Below are 17911 nucleotides of genomic sequence, written 5' to 3' on the forward strand. Positions count from 1 at the left end.
CGTCATTTACCAATGTCTGGACAATATTTCGCACTAACCGTTAGGGTGACCATACGCAGTCGCGTGATTTCAGCCGTAAATTCGGAAGGAAAACAGTGAGCACCATCCGGACAGCTTTGGAAGCACAGGAAACCTTGGCTGACAGTCGCGTAGAACAATGTGGCGATTCATGAGAGTTCTCTGCATCACCACGGTCCGAAATGAGGGCCCCTTTCTGTTGGAATGGATTGCCCATCATCAGGCTGCGGGCGTGACTGATTATCTGATCTATTCCAACGATTGTGATGATGGAACTGGCGAGATGCTGGATGCTCTGGCTGCAGCAGGGGAGATTGTACACCTACCCCAAACCAAAACAGGCAGTCAAAGCATTCAGTGGCAAGCTTTGCGCGATGCGTGGAAACACCCGTTACGAAAAGAATCCGACTGGATTTTGGTCAGCGATGTTGATGAATTTCTGAACATTCACGTGGCCGGACATCAGATTTCAGATTTGCTCAAAGCACTTCCCGACGATACAGATGCTGTCGCCTTGCCGTGGCGGCTGTTTGGTAACAACGACATTGTCTTTGCAAAAGATGCCCCCGTTACCGCGCAATTTACCGCTTCAGCCCCTACAGACTGTTCCTCTCCGATAGCCGCAACCTTGTTTAAGTCACTGATCCGCGCGGGCGGGCCGTTTAACCAGCTTGGTGTTCATCGGCCAAAACAAAAACCCGCGACCAAAGCCGGTCTGCCAAAATGGGTCGACGGGTCCGGCAATCAAATGCCGGGAGTGTTTGCGGCTAACCAAAAGCGGCTTTCGCTTTATAGCCTGCCCAATGGTCGCTCGCTTGCCGAGATGAACCACTATTCCCTACGCTCTGCAGAGTCGTTTCTGATCAAGCGTGATCGGGGCCTGCCCAACCGAAAGGACAAAGAGATAGACCTGACTTATTGGGTTGAGCGAAACTTCAACACAGAACGAAACGAAACTATTTCCGCTATGCGGCCAGCAACTGAAAAGCGGCTTAATGCGCTGCATCGCATTCCCGGTGTATCAGACTTACATGAGTGTTCGGTGAACTGGCATCATGAGAAATTTAAAGTGCTTATCACCCAGATCGACCTTTATAAGCTGTTCAACCGAATTGTGCTGACCGGAAGCAGCAAGGTGCTATCAAAGCAGTTAACGCAACAGCTTGTTCGATGGTATAGCGAGGCATACCGCTCGTGACCGAAAAGTCGATATGAATAGGGCGGTCTCGGAAACCCCGTTTGCAGGTTTCTGAAATTTATGCGACCTAATTCTTAGGCAAATAAAAAACGGCAGGGCATCGCATGGCAAAGTACCTCGTAACCGGATCGGCTGGCTTTATCGGCTTTCATGTTTGCCAGCGACTTTTAGCTGATGGGCATGATGTGATCGGTTTTGACAGCCTTAGCCCATATTATGACCCCGCATTAAAAAAAGCGCGGCATGACATTCTAAAGCAATCGAACCACTTTCAGGAGCAGATCGGCTCGCTGGAAACACCGCGCCTTTTGGCGATGTTGTTTGAGGAAGAAAAACCAGAAGTGGTGATCCATCTGGCCGCACAAGCGGGTGTGCGCTATTCGATTGACGAACCACGGTCTTATGTCGAGTCAAACCTTGTCGGAACATTTGAGCTGCTGGAAGCGGCTCGTACCCACCCACCAAAGCACATGCTGCTGGCTTCAACTTCGTCAGCATATGGCGCAAACACCAAAATGCCCTATGCCGAGACAGATAAAGCAGACCATCAGATGTCGTTCTACGCCGCCACCAAAAAAGCAACCGAAGGAATGGCGCATTCTTACGCGCATCTCTATGGGCTACCAATAACGATGTTCCGGTTTTTTACCGTCTATGGCCCATGGAGCCGCCCGGATATGGCCCCCTTGAAATTTGCGAATTTGATAACAGAGGGTCAGCCAATCGACATCTACAACCACGGCGATATGCAACGAGATTTCACATTTGTTGATGATCTGGTTGAGGGGATCATACGTCTAGTTTCGGCACCTCCTGTCCGATCTGACAATGCTCCGGACCCCGGTGACAGCCTATCCCCCGTCGCGCCCTGGAGAGTGATTAATATTGGCGCAGGGCAACCCGTAAACCTGATGGATTTCATAGACGCATTAGAAACTGCGCTTGGTCAGACCGCAGAAAAGAACTTTCTCGAGATGCAACCGGGTGACGTGCCAGCAACATGGGCAGATGCGCAATTGCTGGAAAAACTGGTTGGCAAGCTGCCACAAACGCCGCTGGAAACGGGCGTTGAGCAGTTTGTTGACTGGTTTAAGAGCTACTACAAAAAACCCTGAAGCACAGGAATGCCTCAGGGCGATTGCAACAAATGGCTCGGTGGAGCCAAATTTTTCACAAACCGGAAGAAATTTCAGAAGTGGCTTACAGGCTACCTCTGGCTCTTAGGCTTTCTTAACCTGAATTTCGACGTTTGGAGATTACACTCTTAAGCCAAAGAAGCGGTAGAAAAAGTAAGAACCAGAACTTCTTGAGCAAAACCAGCGCAACAACAAAGATGCCCGTTTTGGCCATAACCTTACCCGCTATCAACCCGCCGATTCCAACAGCTGCAACAGTGTCAATCGAAGGGTCAAAATCGGAATATTTATTACCCTCTGCAAAATCTGTCATCGCCAGAATGCGGGGAACGTCGTTGTTGACCGCAGAAAGCTGATCCATGTTGGCGATGAAATTCAGGACAAGTACACCTCGCCGCCCCAAGACACGGATGTTATAGTTTAGCGTGTTTTGAGCCTCCCCTTCAAAAGCCAGCTCTTTGGCCCAATAAAGCTTGCGCGTAGCGGCATCATAAAAAGGCTCTGCCGCCCAACCAACCAGTTCAACAGTTTGAAAACTGTTCTCACGACGCCACTTGTTCTCCTCGGCCGCATCATCCCGCATTTCCTGTAAAAATATCGTCATAGTCGTAGCTACCCGCGTCTTCATCAGAGACGTAGCCGATATCTTCATACTCAATATTGATTCCCCATGAATCATCAATCGGCGTAAAATCGGCAGGAAAAATCATTCCAAGAGACGCTTGTTCTTCTGGATTTCCCCAGAGTTCCGTCAGCACATAGCTGGCATCACTCGGTTCTAGGTAGTAAAAATCCTCATTCAGCGTCAAAAGGCCAATGCCGTCACCTATCACGATCTCACCCTGTTTAAAGTCCAGATCACGCAGCAGCACGATTGCTTCTTCGGTGTAACGATCAGAAATATCGGGAAACATTTCGTTCAGAGGTTTTGAACTCGCCGGAAATGACAAACTGATTGCAACAATTGCAATTAAAAAAATTCTGGACATGAAATCTCTCCTATAGTGGTCACCTTCAAATATGATCACTATAATTGAATACCGAACTCAACCTTTTGGCGAGTCAAATTTCTAACTTCTAAAACTTTAAGCAGACTAGTTTCGCCAAAATCAGGTTAACTTCGACCGCAATCAGAGTGACGCGTTCAAAGCAGCAATAACTGCATCACCCATTTCAGATGTAGTGGCGGGCGTTCCATCACTTGCTTGCATCAGATCACCTGTCCTTACACCATCTGCAAGTACCTTTTCGACCGCGCTTTCAAGACGCTTTGCTTCAGTACCCTGGTCAAAGGAATAGCGCAGCGCCATTGCAAAACTCAGGATACAAGCGCAAGGGTTTGCCTTGCCTTGCCCCATAATATCAGGTGCTGATCCGTGCACTGGTTCATAAAGCGCCTTTGGGCGGCCGTTTTCCATGGGTGAACCAAGGCTGGCCGAAGGCAACATACCAAGCGAACCGGTCAGCATTGCCGCGCAATCCGAAAGGATATCGCCAAACAGATTGTCGGTCAGGATGACATCAAACTGCTTGGGGGCCCGGACAAGCTGCATCGCGCCGTTGTCTGCGTACATATGCGAGAGTTCGACATCCGCATAGTCAGCTTTATGGACGGCGGTCACAACCTCGCGCCAAAGGATGCCGCTTTCCATGACGTTGGCTTTTTCCATTGAGCAGACTTTATTGCTCCGGCGTCGTGCGAGTTCGAATGCTGCTCGCGCAACACGGTCAATCTCAGACTCTGTATAGCGTTGTGTGTTGATCCCGACGCGTTCCCCGTTTTCTACAAAAATCCCACGCGGTTCTCCGAAATAGGAACCAGAGGTCAGTTCGCGCACGATCATGATATCAAGGCCGGAAACGATATCTTTTTTCAGCGACGAGAAATCTGCAAGCGCATCAAAACATTGAGCCGGGCGCAGGTTGGCGAACAGGTCCATTTCCTTGCGGATCCGCAGCAAACCGCGCTCGGGTTTAACGCTGAAATCAAGATCATCGTATTTTGGGCCGCCCACAGCACCCAGAAGAACCGCATCAACCGCCTGTGCCTTTGCCATCGTTTCATCGGATAAAGGCGTGCCATGTGCATCATAGGCGGCACCCCCAATCAGGTCCTCTGAAACATCAAATTTCAGATCGCGGTTTTCGCCATACCAGCCAATGATTTTGCGTACTTCGACCATAACCTCCTGGCCAATACCGTCACCGGGCAGAATAAGAAGCGAAAGGTTGCTCATTGACATAATTCCTTGAATAGCAGGGTTGTCCCGACCTAACGGGTTGGCCCGGCATGGTCAAGAAACCAGCAGCTTCAAAATTCCAGATCGACCCAAACCAACCTGTGTCGCGATGCGTCAGTGACAAGCGTATCGTCCAACGGCCAAAAGACACCTGAATCGGCAACCCGCAGATCTGCTGAGGGAAGCACATAGTCAACACGAAGATTGCCAGGCCTACCCGTAAAGTCAGGCCAGTCCACTGTATCCAGAGCGGGATCGCCGCGATGTGCGTCGTTCACACCAGACTGTTTGCGCGCTGCATCTGCGCCACCTGCGCTTGTGGGTGCGGGGTCCTGAATTCGGTGGTGCTTCAACAGTGATGATAGCGCTGCGTGTCGCCCGTCACCATCCAGTGGATCAAGGTTTGCATCCCCCAAGATAACGAAAGGCGCCTCTGTCTTTCTTTCCGGCAAAGCCCCATCTAAATAATGTTGCCAAAAGGCCGTTTCATCGTGATTACGGCGTCCGTTACGATCTTCGGGACCATCAAAAACTGGTGGTGTGGCGTGATACGCAAACAAGTGGAGTGTTTGGCTGTTCGAAAGTTCGATAGGTACATCCCAATGCGCCACAGAAGAAAGACGCTGCACCTGCTGTGCCTCTTCCGAAGGAAAAGGCTTACCCTCCACCTCCGGCATTAATGCCTCTGGCAAATCACGCCAGAGAAAGGACGCGAAATCGCGGACTTCGGTTTCCAGAATAGGAAATACTGACAAAAGAGCCATTCCACCCTGACCCGAAAACCGCCCATACCCTTGCCCGTCTTCCGGCTGCCCAGAACGCCCATCCCCGTTCATATCGATCCCGGTTTGCAGCCCGGTGTTTGGCCGTAAGGCGAAAAGGTAAGGGTATTCCTTGCCTTGCTTCCCCAGCAAAGCTGCGAAAGCCTTCAGCGCTTGCCGTTCGAAATCATAGTCAAAACTTTGCAAAAGCAACACGTCAGGTTGAACCGCAATAATCACCTGAACGACAGCGTCTATCTGTGTGTCATCCCCTCTGAGAATGTCACGAAAAAGCAGGCCGGGGCCTGCTCTGTTCAGTTCGGTATTAAAACTGGCAACGCGAATTGCATCTGAAATGCATGCGGTGGCTGTTACCCACCAGATCAGGAAGGCGCAAAACCCTGTTCCAGCGCGGCCAGTTCGTAAGCTTGCCGTCTTTGTTCGCGGATCATTTCTGCAATTCGGTGCATGGCGATACCGCGCATAAACAGACTTGCGGGAAGAAACGCCCATGCAGATACCGTCCAGATCAAAGTTTGCGGCGATCCTACAGTAACCGGAGTAAACAAAGTCGATGCAGAGCTAACCACTACGGGAGTCAAGAATGGTAAAACAAAGCCTAATATAATGTTAAGGCGCGCGTCCCTTATCAAACGTACAACAACATCACCCCCTGCTGTCGGGTCAAATGTTGGAAGGTTAACCCAAACGTTGAAAGATCGGCCTTGAACTGGCCAGCCTTGCAACCGCAAGATGATAATAAATATCGTCAGGGTGATCAGCGATATAAGATAGGCCAAGCCTGCGGCAGTTCTTACCATGAAAATATTATCAGCACTGGTGTCCGTCGGGAACATCTGCAGGACAAGCCGGACTGGGCTATACGGGAAATCAATCGCGTAACCGATCAAGCCGCCGACTGCCTGTACAAATTGCGTCAGATTAGTGGGCTCGATTTGCCCACGACTGATAACAGACAACAAAAACACCGTCACAAATAGCGACATAAAGCGCACCCTGTTAAAAGGCGGCGCATCCCGAAATTCTATCAGGCTCGGATAAACAGAGGCGTACTCGAATATCACAAGGGCGGCGCTGAATAGCGCGATTAACGTTACAATCTGGGTGGTTTCTGGGGAAGACGAAGGCAACAGCAGTGAAGGCGTCGCAATTAGCAACGCTACCAATATTGCGCGTAAGATTGCGCCTGCTAATCTTGAAAACACAGCCCGTCTGTCCTCAGTTTGGTCGAACGCAATACCGTGTCGCGCCCTTATCCCATCGTTAACTGCTCATTGCGGCAGCTTTATTAGCTCTTTGTGGCACTCTGCCTCATTCTTGCCCTATTGTGGCACTTTGCCTCATTCTTGCCTTATTTCTGCCCACTTTCGCTTCTCACTGCAACATCCTGTTAATCCATATGAATCTTTCAGGGCGTTTCCAAAGCAAACTGGTGCGGCTTTGCATCATTAGATTGAAAAAAGGAGGGCAGATATCTGCCCCCCCTCAACATATTGTATCTACAAGAAAATCAGACCCAAGGTCGCGAAACGCTCGCTTCTGCCTCAAAGCTGTCAATCGAAGTAACATTCTTCATCGTCAGCCCGATATCATCGAGCCCTTCAAGTAAACAATGTTTTTTGAAGCTATCAACTTCGAACGAAAAAATTTCTCCGTCGGATGTAATAATTTCCTGTTTCTCCAGATCAATGGTCATGCGAGCGTTTTCGCCCTTTTCTGCGTCCTTCATCAGGACGTCAACTTGCTCTTTTGGCAACGCGATTGGTAAGATCCCGTTTTTAAAGCAATTGTTGAAAAAGATGTCGGCAAAACTGGGTGCAATCACGCAACGAATGCCAAAATCCTTGATCGCCCAAGGCGCATGTTCGCGCGATGAACCGCAGCCGAAGTTTTCGCCAGCAACCAGAACTTCTGCTTTACGGTAAGCTGGCTGGTTCAGCACAAACTCTGGTCGTTCGTTGCGATCATCGTCGTAACGCATCTCATCGAACAGGTTCAGACCAAGCCCCGAACGCTTGATGGTTTTCAGAAACAACTTCGGGATGATCATGTCTGTATCGACGTTAATCATCGGCAACGGGGCTGCAACTCCAGTGATTTTTTCAAATTTTTCCATGTTGCTGCTCCTTAAGCCAATTCACGAACATCAGTCAGGTGTCCCGTAATCGCTGCTGCGGCAGCCATTGCGGGTGAAAGCAGATGGGTCCTGCCTCCGCGGCCCTGGCGCCCTTCGAAGTTCCGGTTCGATGTTGCTGCGCAACGCTCTCCCGGTTCCAACTGGTCCGGGTTCATCGCCAGGCACATGGAACAGCCCGCAAGCCGCCATTCGAAACCGGCTTCGATGAAAATATCCGCAAGCCCTTCTTCTTCGGCCTGCGCACGAACGAGACCAGACCCGGGAACGATCATGGCACGCATCCCTTCCTTGATCTTCCTGCCTTTCAGAACTTCCGCTGCTGCGCGCAAATCTTCGATCCGGCCATTTGTGCACGACCCGATAAAGACCGTGTCAACCTTGATGTCTGTCAGTTTTTCGCCTGGGGTCAGGCCCATATATTCGAGCGACCTTTGCGCAGCATCCACTTTACCCCCGGTAAAATCAGAAGGGCTCGGAACGGTTGCGGTAATTGGAAGTACATCCTCTGGCGAGGTTCCCCATGTCACGACAGGCGCAATATCTTCGCCCTTCAGCGTGATGACCTTGTCAAAGTGCGCGTCTTCGTCTGTGTAGAGCGTTTTCCACCAGTTCATCGCCGCTTCCCACTGCGCACCTTTTGGCGCGTGAGGGCGACCCATAACATATTCAAAGGTCTTTTCATCTGGCGCGATCAGACCAGCACGCGCGCCACCTTCAATCGCCATGTTGCAGACGGTCATGCGACCTTCCATGCTGAGATCGCGGATCGCTTCGCCGCAATATTCAATCACATGGCCAGTGCCACCTGCTGTGCCGGTTACACCGATCACAGACAGGGTAATGTCCTTGGCCGTCACTCCGGGGCGTAGTTTGCCCGTAACTTCGACCTTCATGTTTTTCGATTTTTTCTGGATCAAGGTCTGGGTTGCCAGAACATGTTCAACTTCAGACGTTCCGATGCCGTGCGCAAGTGCGCCAAAGGCACCGTGCGTAGCAGTGTGGCTGTCGCCGCAGACCACTGTCATGCCTGGTAAGGTCCAGCCCTGCTCTGGGCCGACGATATGCACAATACCCTGACGCACATCAGAGACGGGGTAGTAATGGATTCCGAAATCCTTGGCGTTCTTGTCCAGCGCGTCGACCTGAATGCGGGATTCTTCGTTGTCGATGCCTTTGGCCCGGTCAAGCGTTGTTGGAACATTGTGGTCGGGAACGGCAATGGTTTTATCCGGGGCGCGGACAGCGCGGCCGGTCATGCGCAGACCTTCAAAAGCCTGTGGGCTGGTTACCTCATGAACAAGGTGACGGTCGATGTACAACAATGTTGTTCCATCGTCAGCCTCATGGGCGATATGGGCATCCCATATCTTGTCATAGATTGTTCTAGGGCCGGTTTTACTTTGGGCGGTCATGTTAATTCTCTTTTGAAGAGTGACTATTGGGGTGACTTATGTATGAGCGCTGCACACGCCTGACCATCATAGGTCGGCGGTGACAGAAAGCGTGAGACCGTGAAACCGCCATGGCAGGCGTGAACGGTCGTCCATGTCAAAAACAAGAGTCATGCGCCTGCCTTACATCGGAATGTCGGTTTCATCAAGCAAGATAGAGTCAGATCAACTGATACCGGCAGGTGAAAGATACAGACAGAGTTGTCGGACTCGAAATCCCATGCAAGAGTGGACATAGCAGTATAGGAAACGCAAAACACCGTGACAGAATTTCAAACTCTTCTGACTCAGATACAGGTTTTTCTGGCAAATTTGCTTTTGCCGTCGAGGCTTTACCAGATCGCGATTGCGATCGCTCTTTTCGCCGTTGCGCAGATGATAAATATGTTTATCGCGCCGCGTCTTCACGCGTGGATGCGCAATCTTGAAGACAGACCAAAATGGCAGTTGCGCTGGCTGGTTGTTCTGCACCGAAGGCTGTACCTGATTATTTTTGTATTGCTGATCTGGACCGTGATCACCTTCATGCGCGAAGTGCTGAACACGTTCCCATCACGCACTTTCTTGTTGTCTATCATCGGCACAATCGCCGTTGCGTGGTTGGCCATCGCGATGATCGCCCGCCTGATACGAAATCGGTTCATGCGGCGTCTGGCGACATGGGGGGGGTGGGCCTATGTGACGCTCTATTATCTGGGTTTCATCGAGGCAACCTCAGATCTGCTAGACAATGTTGCAATAGAGTTTGGTGATTTCCGATTGTCCGCCTTTGGCATTTTGAAGGCGCTGGTTGTAACCGGGTTATTGTTCTTTTTTGCGCGTCTTATTTCGACCCAGTCAAAAAGTCAGATCGAAAAGAACCAGGACATCTCACCTTCGATGCGGGTTCTTATGGTCAAGTTCCTGCAAATCGTATTATACGGCGCCGCCTTTTTCATCGGTTTGAAAGCTGTCGGATTTGACCTGACAGGTCTTGCAGTTCTGTCTGGTGCGATTGGTGTCGGTCTTGGTTTTGGTTTGCAAAAGGTGGTCTCAAACCTCGTTTCCGGGGTGATCATCCTGCTCGATAAATCCATCAAACCCGGCGACGTTATCAGCCTTGGTGAAACCTTCGGCTGGATCAATTCACTGGGCGCGCGTTATGTTTCTGTCGTCACACGCGACGGGCGGGAATACCTTATTCCAAACGAAGACCTGATCACCAATCAGGTGGTCAACTGGTCTCATTCGAATGATTTTGTGCGGTTGGATATCTTTTTTGGCGTCGCTTACGGCGATGACCCACATAAAGTGCGGGCCTTGGCGATCGAGGCCGCGTCCGCAGTAGGGCGCATTCTTACGACGAAACCGCCGGTTTGCCATATCGTTGGGTTCGGTGACAGTTCGGTCGACTACATCCTTCGGTTCTGGATAACCGATCCGACTGCGGGGCTGACCAACGTGCGTGGCGCCGTTTACCTGGCACTATGGGATAAATTTAAGGAGAACGACATCTCCATCCCATTCCCCCAAAGAGAAGTTCGCATGTTGCCGGATGAGATGGAAAAACCGCCAAAACCGCTTGACTAACCTGCCACGAAATCCCTGAGTGTGCTGTGTATGGAACACAAGATTATAACCTGATCATGAGCAATCCAATTCTCAATCTCGGCGCAACAGAACTCGGCACGGCAATTCGTACCGGCACTCTGACTGTCGAAGATGTTGTGTCAGCCTACCTTGATCAAATTGACGCATCGAACACCGCAATTAATGCAATCATATCACTTCGCCCGCGTGATGAAATCATGGCAGAAGCTTCTGAAATGGGCAACTCTGACCCGGCCGGTGCGCTTCACGGTCTGCCTATAGCTGTAAAAGATCTTGCCGATACGAAAGACCTGCGCACCACGCACGGTTCACCTATTTTTAAAGATCATATTCCTAAAGCCGACAGCCTGATGGTCAGCCGTCTGCGTCAGGCCGGTGCTCTGATCATCGGCAAGACCAACACACCCGAATTTGGACTTGGGTCACATACTTACAATCCCGTCAGCGGGCCAACCCGCAACCCATATGATCTGACCCGCTCTGCTGGCGGCTCAAGCGGAGGTGCGGGTGCTGCCCTTGCGGCGCGGATGGTGCCGCTTGCTGACGGGTCGGACATGATGGGGTCGCTGCGCAATCCTGCGGGGTGGAACAACGTTTATGGGTTTCGGCCAAGCTATGGGCTCGTTCCGCCAAACCCGGTGGGCGAGGTGTTTCTGCATCAACTTTCAACCGCTGGCCCAATGGCGCGGTCTGTTGAGGATCTGGAGCTTTTGTTGCGGGTTATGGCCGGGCCTGACCCGCGCAGCCCACATTCAGGCGCAACGTTCGCGCAAATGGATGCGAGATCGGCCAAGGGAACACGCATTGGCTGGATCGGAGATTGGGGCGGGTATTTCCCGATGGAGCCGGGTGTTCTGAATCTTTGTGAAAATGGCCTAACGACATTGGCTGATCTCGGCTGCGATATCGAAACGATAAAACCTGAGTTTTCACCGGAAAAACTTTGGCAGTCGTGGATCACACTGCGCAGTTGGGACATTGCCGGATCATACAGCTACCTCTACGAAAACCCCGAAACGCGTGATCTGTTGAAACCTGAACTTATCTGGGAAATCGAATTGGGCCTCTCGCTCTCGGCGCAAGAGATAAACAATGCCAGTGACATTCGGTCTGACTGGTTCAGAGCGGTCGCAACCATGACCGATGTCGACATTCTGGCTTTGCCCAGCGCGCAGATTTTCCCATTCGACGTCACGCTGGACTGGCCTAAGGAAATCGCCGGTCGCAGGATGGATACGTATCATCGCTGGATGGAAGTCGTAATTCCTGCGTCGCTGATCGGACTACCTGCATTGTCCGTTCCCGTTGGTTTTAATCAAATTAGCCTGCCTATGGGCCTGCAACTGATCGGGCATAGAGGCTCGGATGCCAGGGTCCTCGGGCTTGGGCATGCCTATCATCAAAGAACACTCTGGCCACAAAAGCACACCCCGGTGTTGGGGTAACTTCGTTTTGAGGTCCGTCAGGACACCCAATCAAAGACGTACCCAGCGATCAACGAGCCGGTAACTGCCAGCGAAAGATACAACAGGAATGGTCTGATCCTCAGGACAGGGAAAATTGCCATTGCTCCCCAGATACTGACAACACCGCCTGAAACCAGAAACGCCATGGCTGCCCCTTGTGACATCCCGTGTTCCATTAAACCACGTGTCAGCGGAAGTGCGGCATAGCCATCCAGATACGCCGGGGCGCCAACAAAAACCGCAAACGGAATTGCCCACCAGACATCTTCGCCAACGTAGTCAGAAAGCGCTTCGGGTTGCAGAACCGCGTTCAAAGCATATTCCGCCGCAAAGGCAGGGATCAGGCAGATCAGAATGAGCTTTGTTGTCGCGATGAAATTGCGACGAAAAATTACCCTGCGTTCTGCATCACCCCAAATACCGGCTTTGAAAGACAAGGCTTTTGCACAGGCGTTTTCTGACAAATGACCAACGATACGGTTGCTGCGCAGAGATGTCTTATACCAGTCGCGGTCTGAAAACCCCAACGTAACGACCCCCCCGAAAAGGCCCAGACCAAAGGCTGCAAGCGTTTTGCCAACCGCGAAACTTATACCCAGAGTCGCCGCAGTTGTCGCCAACATCGCAGGGTCGGTGACCGGCGAAGACAGCCAGAACGCCATTACGGGCGCAAGCGGCACACCTGCCGCCAGAAGGCCAGCCATCAAGGGAAGGACAGTGACGCCACAGACCGGCGTGATCGCCCCAATCGCTGATGCTGCAACGATCGCGTAAAGCAAGCGCCCTTCGAAAGCGCGGGCAATGTAAGAATCTGCACCGCTGGCAATAATCCATGCTGCAAGCACGATTCCCGGGATGACCAATGGGGCGACCAGCACCATGCTTTCCGCAACAAACCAAGTCATATCCAAGATTGATCGCGGCCAAATCAGGAGCGAGATGCAGAAAATTACACCCAAGATCAACGAGATCATCGACAGGTTCAAAGAACGGCTTGGAATTTTTGTTTGATCTGACATCGCGCACCTCTGTTTCGGTATTCGACATATAGATCTCGCGTAACTATATGAGAAACGAGTAATACAAAGCCCAGACATGAGGTTTTTAAATGGATCATCTGAACAGTGACTTGCTTCGCACCTTTCTGGCCATTGCTGACACTGGCAGTTTTACGGAAGGTGCAGCGCGTATTTACCGGTCGCAATCTGCGGCGAGCCTCCAGATAAAGCGGCTTGAAGAAATCGTTCGCCAACCCGTTTTTGAACGGCACGGTCGTGGGGTTGTCCTTACCCCTGCCGGAGAGCAGTTGGTACCTGTGGCACGTGATGTAACCGGTATTCTTGAGTCAACGCTGCGTGAACTGACATCCGATGATCTGCATGGAAAACTCAGACTTGGGATACCCGACGACCAAAGCAGAGATACAATTTCGCGAATTGTCGGTGAGTTTGCGCAGTTGCATCCCTCTGTCGAACTGAACGTGACCTGTGCAATTAGCAGTGGGTTTCCAAAAGCCATAGAGAATGGCGCGCTTGATCTTGCGGTTTATGAAGTTGAACACCTGCACGAAGGGGTTGAACTGCTGGCAGAAGAAACAACACATTGGATGGTGTCACGCTACCACGATCTTTTATCGCGAGATGTTATTCCTGTCGCATTGTTTGACCGGGACTGCTGGTGGCGGGATGCTGCTCTCAATTCGCTAAACGAACTTGGTCGGCCTTTCCGCATCGTGTTTTCAAGCCAAAGCGTCACAGGTGTCGCTGCGTCTATCGAAGCAGGTATCGCGATCGGCCTGCTAGCGAAGTCGTCACAAAGTGCAAGCCTGAGACTTTTGGCGCCAAACGAAGGATTCTCTGAGATGCCGGCTTCCAAACTGGTGCTTGCAAATTGCAAAACCGCGAATGGCCCGGCATTCACCGCAATGAAAACCGCCATACGAAACGCTTTCAACACAATGTGACAGTGTTTGTTTCTTTGTTTTCGAAACACGTAAGTGTGCTGATTCCCATCAATGGAACACGAAAAAATTCTTTAGGTCGTTAATGGGGAAGGTCAATTTTTTCTATTTTTACCAGTAGCTTAAACTGAAAAGACACCCCGGAAAACAAAATTTTAGCGTCGCGCAACCGTGCATTGAGCTTTACCAAATGCAGTGATACCTTTTTCTTATGCTCAGCGCCGGAGCATGTCGGCGCGCTGAAAGGAGGACATTGTCCTGTCTCACTCTGTAAACGCGGCTGGTAGATCGGCCGCACCGGACGCGCCAATGACTGGCACGCCGGCGGATATATCAAGCGAAGAACTGCTTGAACAAATTCTTTCCTCTCTCAACGATGACAAGGCTGAGGACATTGTGTCCATCGACCTGCGCGGCAAATCCGAAATTGCCGACTATATGGTCGTTTGCTCTGGCCGTTCGACACGTCAGGTTTCCGCAATCTCGGAAAAACTGGTCGACCGGTTGAAACAGCGCTTTGCACGTCTTTCAAAGACCGAGGGCAAGGATCAGGGCGATTGGGTTTTAATCGACACCGGAGATGTGATTGTGCATATCTTCCGCCCCGAAGTTCGCGAGTTCTACCAGCTTGAAAAGTTGTGGCAAAGCCCTAGCCCGCAAAACTGATGCGGGTTCACATTTGCGCAGTTGGCCGCCTTCGGGCGGGGCCGGAGCGCGAGCTTATAGAAGATTATTTCACCAGATTTGACCGTACTGGCCGCGCGCTCGGGCTCGGGCCGGTCACGTTGCATGAAGTCGAAGATAAAAAGGGTGGTGGGCAGGTCACCGAAGCTCTGCTGCTTGAACGGGCGATACCGGAGCGCGCGACAATCTGTGCGTTGGACGAACGTGGCAAAGGGCTAAGCTCACCCCAATTTGCAACGCAAATGGCGCAGTGGCGCGACAATGGATGCAGCGATCTGGCGTTTGTTATCGGTGGGGCTGATGGTATCGCACCAGACCTTCGGTCCCGTGCAGACTTTAAACTTTCGTTTGGTGCAATGGTTTGGCCGCATATGTTGGCGCGTGTCATGTTGTCAGAACAACTCTATCGCGCCGCCACAATTCTTGCAGGATCGCCCTATCACCGAAGCTAATTCAGCTTTCAGCTTGTTCTTGCGTCGATGTTAGCGAAAACAACAATTTAGCCAGTTGCAGAACAAACCTGAAACCTTGCTCTTTCACCGCCTCACCCATAGATAGAGGGCGAGCAGAAGACGGACCTTATAATGAACACACCTAAACCTGTCGTTCTATGCATTCTTGATGGATGGGGCAGTCGCGCTGAGACCGATGCGAATGCACCTGCATTGGCAAATACCCCTAATTTTGACGAGGTGATGGCCACTTGCCCAAACGCAACGTTGCTTACACATGGGCCTGACGTTGGCCTTCCAAGCGGACAGATGGGGAATTCGGAAGTTGGTCATACAAACATTGGTGCCGGACGTGTCGTTGCAATGGACCTCGGACAGATTGACCTAGCCATTGAAGACGGATCGTACTTTGAAAACAAAGCTCTTTTGGACTTTATTGCCAAACTAAAAGAAACCGGGGGAACCGCTCACCTGCTTGGTCTTGTGTCAGATGGCGGCGTTCATGGCCATATCTCGCATATAAAAGCGACGGTTCGTGTGCTTACGGATGCTGGCATACCTGTTGCGCTTCACGCAATAACGGATGGTCGCGATGTGGCCCCAAAATCAGCTTATGGGTACCTCGGTGATCTGGCGGGCAGCCTTCCTTCTAATGCAAAAATCGTAACCGTTGTCGGCCGATATTTTGCGTTTGACCGCGATCACAGATGGGAGCGTGTCAGTGAGGCATATCATGCGATTGTCAGGGCAAAAGGTCCGGTTTCAAAAGACGCACATTCCGCAGTAACGGCCGCGTATAACAGAAGCGAAAGTGACGAATTTATCAGCGCAACGGTCATCGGAGACTACGCAGGAATCAAAGACGGAGATGGCATTTTCTGTCTTAACTTTCGCTCTGACCGCGCGCGTGAAATTCTTGCGGCCATAGGTGACCCAGAGTTTGATGGCTTCGAGACAGGTCTGCGGCCAAAACTGGCCGCGTTCCTCGGGATGGTCGATTATTCAGACAGCCACCGAACTTACATGACGACTTGTTTTCCCAAACGCGAGATCGTGAACACGCTTGGTGCCTGGGTTGCAAAGCACGGGTTAAAACAATTTCGCCTCGCCGAGACGGAGAAGTATCCGCATGTGACCTTCTTTTTGAACGGCGGCGTTGAGGTGCCGGAAAAGGGTGAGGATCGCTTTATGCCAAAATCCCCAAAGGTAGCGACTTACGACCTGCAACCTGAAATGTCGGCCCCTGAAGTCACCAAAAAATTTGTCGAGGTCATCGAAGCTGGTTACGATCTGATCGTTACGAATTATGCGAACCCGGATATGGTTGGCCATACCGGAAGCCTTGAAGCCGCAATCAAAGCCTGCGAGACCGTTGATCTTGGGCTTGGCCGGGTGCTGAAAGCCTTAAAGCAAGCGGGTGGGGCAATGATAGTGACCGCAGACCACGGCAATTGCGAAGTCATGGTTGACCCGGCAACGGGTGGTCCACACACGTCACACACAACGAACCCGGTTCCTGTTGCCTTGGTCGGAGGCCCTGAGGGCGTCACTTTGCGAAATGGGCGGCTTGCAGATATCGCACCAACACTTCTGGAATTGATGGGTCTGCCAAAGCCTGATGAAATGACCGGGGAAAGCCTGATTGCCCGATGAGAAAAATGCGTGGCATTTTCCTGGCCGTTTTGATGGCCCTGACCTCCCCTTTCTCAGCCGGGGCCGAGACGGACCCATCTCTGATCGCCCGCCGTGCTGCGGGCCAGCTTGAAGCCGCCTCTGTTGCGTTGCAGGAAGCAGAGGGCGCAAGAGACCGTGTTGCCGCGCTAACCCAAACGATACACGCTTATGAAGAAGGGCTTGTTGCGCTGCGTCAGGGCCTGCGTCAGGCCGCAATCCGCGAAGCTGCCATCCGGCTGGAGTTTGATTCAAGGCGTGATCGGGTTTCCCGACTTTTGGGGGTTCTGCAAACAATGCAGAACTCGCCCACGCCCCTTCTTTTGATGCACCCTTCGGGACCGGTTGGCACCGCGCGGTCTGGTATGATCCTTGCGGAAGTGACACCTGCAATTCAGGCGCAGGCAGAAGACCTCAGATATCAACTAGAGGAACTTTCGCTGTTACGCGCGCTGCAGGAAAGCGCCGCAGACACATTGAATGAGGGGCTTCAAGGAGCGCAAAACGCGCGAACTGCGCTTTCGCAGGCGGTTTCAGACAGAACAGAGCTGCCGCGCCGCTTTACAGAAGATCCGGCACAATTGCAGAGCTTGCTAGAAGGAAGCGAAACGCTTGAAGGGTTCGCTGGGGGTCTCGCATCCCTGCCAGAAAGTGACAAGGCGATCCCGATTCCCGATTTCGAACTTGGTCAGGGCAATCTTCCGCTACCCGTCTCGGGAACTTTGCTTCGGGGATACAACGAAGCCGATGCTGCAGGAATTCGCCGCCCCGGCTTTCTTATTGCGACATTACCTCTCTCTATCGTCACTGCTCCGTGGCCGGCCACAATCAGATATCGTGGACCGTTGCTTGACTACGGAAACGTGATGATACTTGAGCCGCATCAAGACTATCTAATGGTGTTTGCGGGCCTCGGGCGTGTTTATGGTGAAGTCGGTGAAGTGGTCTCTGCCGGTGCGCCTCTTGGGTTGATGGGCGGCAGTTCTGAAGGAATTGAAGCGTTTTTGCCAAATAGTGCTGATGGTGCTGGTGCTGACCGGACAGAAACGCTTTATATAGAGATAAGAAATGGGCAAAGCCCGGTGGACCCGTCAGGCTGGTTCAATCTGAACAAGGATTAGAATGC

17 protein-coding genes are annotated in these 17911 nt (G+C 51.8%); 9 read left to right on the plus strand and 8 right to left on the minus strand.

The window, feature by feature from the left end:
- Positions 1–169 precede the first annotated feature (169 nt).
- Both J4E70_RS15015 and J4E70_RS15020 read left to right on the plus strand, forming a co-directional pair.
- Positions 170–1216 (plus strand): glycosyltransferase family 2 protein, encoded by a 1047-nt coding sequence (locus J4E70_RS15015; protein WP_213890468.1) that lies wholly within the window; start codon positions 170–172, stop codon positions 1214–1216.
- Between the two features lie 104 nt (positions 1217–1320).
- Complete coding sequence (locus J4E70_RS15020) at positions 1321–2331, plus strand: NAD-dependent epimerase/dehydratase family protein (protein WP_213890469.1); 1011 nt, start codon at positions 1321–1323, stop codon at positions 2329–2331.
- 115 nt (positions 2332–2446) lie between these two features.
- On the opposite strand, the gene J4E70_RS15025 is transcribed toward J4E70_RS15020, so the two are convergent.
- The 7 genes from J4E70_RS15025 to leuC form a co-directional block, all read right to left on the minus strand.
- Positions 2447–2956 (minus strand): DUF2167 domain-containing protein, encoded by a 510-nt coding sequence (locus J4E70_RS15025; RefSeq protein WP_213890470.1) that lies wholly within the window; start codon positions 2954–2956, stop codon positions 2447–2449.
- On the minus strand, positions 2925–3341 hold the full coding sequence (locus J4E70_RS15030) for a DUF2167 domain-containing protein (protein WP_213890471.1): 417 nt from the start codon (positions 3339–3341) through the stop codon (positions 2925–2927). Before J4E70_RS15030 ends, J4E70_RS15025 begins: the two co-directional genes overlap by 32 nt.
- Positions 3342–3482: 141 nt before the next feature.
- On the minus strand, positions 3483–4589 hold the full coding sequence (gene leuB / locus J4E70_RS15035) for a 3-isopropylmalate dehydrogenase (RefSeq protein WP_213890472.1): 1107 nt from the start codon (positions 4587–4589) through the stop codon (positions 3483–3485).
- A 74-nt stretch (positions 4590–4663) separates the two neighbouring features.
- Positions 4664–5740, minus strand: a complete 1077-nt coding sequence (locus J4E70_RS15040; RefSeq protein WP_246531783.1) for an endonuclease/exonuclease/phosphatase family protein — start codon at positions 5738–5740, stop codon at positions 4664–4666.
- Positions 5737–6579 carry a hypothetical protein gene (locus J4E70_RS15045; RefSeq protein ID WP_247078473.1) on the minus strand — a complete coding sequence of 281 codons (843 nt, stop codon included), beginning with the start codon at positions 6577–6579 and terminating at the stop codon, positions 5737–5739. Before J4E70_RS15045 ends, J4E70_RS15040 begins: the two co-directional genes overlap by 4 nt.
- 305 nt (positions 6580–6884) lie before the next feature.
- Complete coding sequence (leuD, locus tag J4E70_RS15050) at positions 6885–7490, minus strand: 3-isopropylmalate dehydratase small subunit (RefSeq protein ID WP_213890474.1); 606 nt, start codon at positions 7488–7490, stop codon at positions 6885–6887.
- An 11-nt stretch (positions 7491–7501) separates the two neighbouring features.
- Positions 7502–8923, minus strand: coding sequence for a 3-isopropylmalate dehydratase large subunit (gene leuC / locus J4E70_RS15055; RefSeq protein ID WP_213890475.1), 1422 nt, complete (start codon positions 8921–8923; stop codon positions 7502–7504).
- Between the two features lie 300 nt (positions 8924–9223).
- Here leuC and J4E70_RS15060 point away from each other — a divergent pair, with 300 nt between their 5' ends.
- Both J4E70_RS15060 and J4E70_RS15065 read left to right on the plus strand, forming a co-directional pair.
- Entirely contained in the window at positions 9224–10531 is a 1308-nt protein-coding gene (locus J4E70_RS15060) for a mechanosensitive ion channel family protein (protein WP_213890476.1), read from the plus strand.
- Positions 10532–10587: 56 nt separating this feature from the next.
- Entirely contained in the window at positions 10588–11997 is a 1410-nt protein-coding gene (locus J4E70_RS15065; protein WP_213890477.1) for an amidase, read from the plus strand.
- A gap of 17 nt (positions 11998–12014) precedes the next feature.
- On the opposite strand, the gene J4E70_RS15070 is transcribed toward J4E70_RS15065, so the two are convergent.
- Positions 12015–13037: a permease gene (locus J4E70_RS15070; RefSeq protein WP_213890478.1), complete on the minus strand. Its 1023-nt coding sequence runs from the start codon at positions 13035–13037 to the stop codon at positions 12015–12017.
- Positions 13038–13126: 89 nt separating this feature from the next.
- Between J4E70_RS15070 and J4E70_RS15075 the strand changes: the two genes are divergently transcribed.
- The 5 genes from J4E70_RS15075 (at position 13127) to J4E70_RS15095 (ending at position 17906) form a co-directional block, all read left to right on the plus strand.
- Positions 13127–13981 (plus strand): LysR substrate-binding domain-containing protein, encoded by an 855-nt coding sequence (locus J4E70_RS15075; RefSeq protein WP_213890479.1) that lies wholly within the window; start codon positions 13127–13129, stop codon positions 13979–13981.
- 306 nt (positions 13982–14287) lie between these two features.
- Positions 14288–14644 (plus strand): ribosome silencing factor, encoded by a 357-nt coding sequence (gene rsfS, locus J4E70_RS15080; RefSeq protein WP_213890480.1) that lies wholly within the window; start codon positions 14288–14290, stop codon positions 14642–14644.
- Positions 14644–15114: a 23S rRNA (pseudouridine(1915)-N(3))-methyltransferase RlmH gene (gene rlmH, locus J4E70_RS15085; RefSeq protein WP_213890481.1), complete on the plus strand. Its 471-nt coding sequence runs from the start codon at positions 14644–14646 to the stop codon at positions 15112–15114. Before rsfS ends, rlmH begins: the two co-directional genes overlap by 1 nt.
- A 132-nt stretch (positions 15115–15246) precedes the next feature.
- The gene (gene gpmI, locus J4E70_RS15090; protein ID WP_213890482.1) at positions 15247–16767 is read left to right on the plus strand and encodes a 2,3-bisphosphoglycerate-independent phosphoglycerate mutase; all 1521 of its coding nucleotides are present in this window, start codon (positions 15247–15249) and stop codon (positions 16765–16767) included.
- Between the two features lie 14 nt (positions 16768–16781).
- A complete protein-coding gene (locus J4E70_RS15095; RefSeq protein ID WP_377609936.1) occupies positions 16782–17906 on the plus strand; it encodes a murein hydrolase activator EnvC family protein in 1125 nt (374 codons plus the stop codon).
- Positions 17907–17911 lie beyond the last annotated feature (5 nt).

The organism is Pseudohalocynthiibacter aestuariivivens, assembly GCF_018457175.1.
Taxonomy (GTDB): domain Bacteria; phylum Pseudomonadota; class Alphaproteobacteria; order Rhodobacterales; family Rhodobacteraceae; genus Pseudohalocynthiibacter; species Pseudohalocynthiibacter aestuariivivens.

Coding starts and splice junctions, on each gene's coding strand:
- J4E70_RS15015 (WP_213890468.1), top strand. CDS start 170: ATGAGAGTTCTCTGCATCACCACGGTCCGAAATGAGGGCCCCTTTCTG.
- J4E70_RS15020 (WP_213890469.1), top strand. CDS start 1,321: ATGGCAAAGTACCTCGTAACCGGATCGGCTGGCTTTATCGGCTTTCAT.
- J4E70_RS15025 (WP_213890470.1), bottom strand. CDS start 2,956: ATGACGATATTTTTACAGGAAATGCGGGATGATGCGGCCGAGGAGAAC.
- J4E70_RS15030 (WP_213890471.1), bottom strand. CDS start 3,341: ATGTCCAGAATTTTTTTAATTGCAATTGTTGCAATCAGTTTGTCATTT.
- leuB (WP_213890472.1), bottom strand. CDS start 4,589: ATGAGCAACCTTTCGCTTCTTATTCTGCCCGGTGACGGTATTGGCCAG.
- leuD (WP_213890474.1), bottom strand. CDS start 7,490: ATGGAAAAATTTGAAAAAATCACTGGAGTTGCAGCCCCGTTGCCGATG.
- leuC (WP_213890475.1), bottom strand. CDS start 8,923: ATGACCGCCCAAAGTAAAACCGGCCCTAGAACAATCTATGACAAGATA.
- J4E70_RS15065 (WP_213890477.1), top strand. CDS start 10,588: ATGAGCAATCCAATTCTCAATCTCGGCGCAACAGAACTCGGCACGGCA.
- J4E70_RS15070 (WP_213890478.1), bottom strand. CDS start 13,037: ATGTCAGATCAAACAAAAATTCCAAGCCGTTCTTTGAACCTGTCGATG.
- J4E70_RS15075 (WP_213890479.1), top strand. CDS start 13,127: ATGGATCATCTGAACAGTGACTTGCTTCGCACCTTTCTGGCCATTGCT.
- rsfS (WP_213890480.1), top strand. CDS start 14,288: ATGACTGGCACGCCGGCGGATATATCAAGCGAAGAACTGCTTGAACAA.
- rlmH (WP_213890481.1), top strand. CDS start 14,644: ATGCGGGTTCACATTTGCGCAGTTGGCCGCCTTCGGGCGGGGCCGGAG.
- gpmI (WP_213890482.1), top strand. CDS start 15,247: ATGAACACACCTAAACCTGTCGTTCTATGCATTCTTGATGGATGGGGC.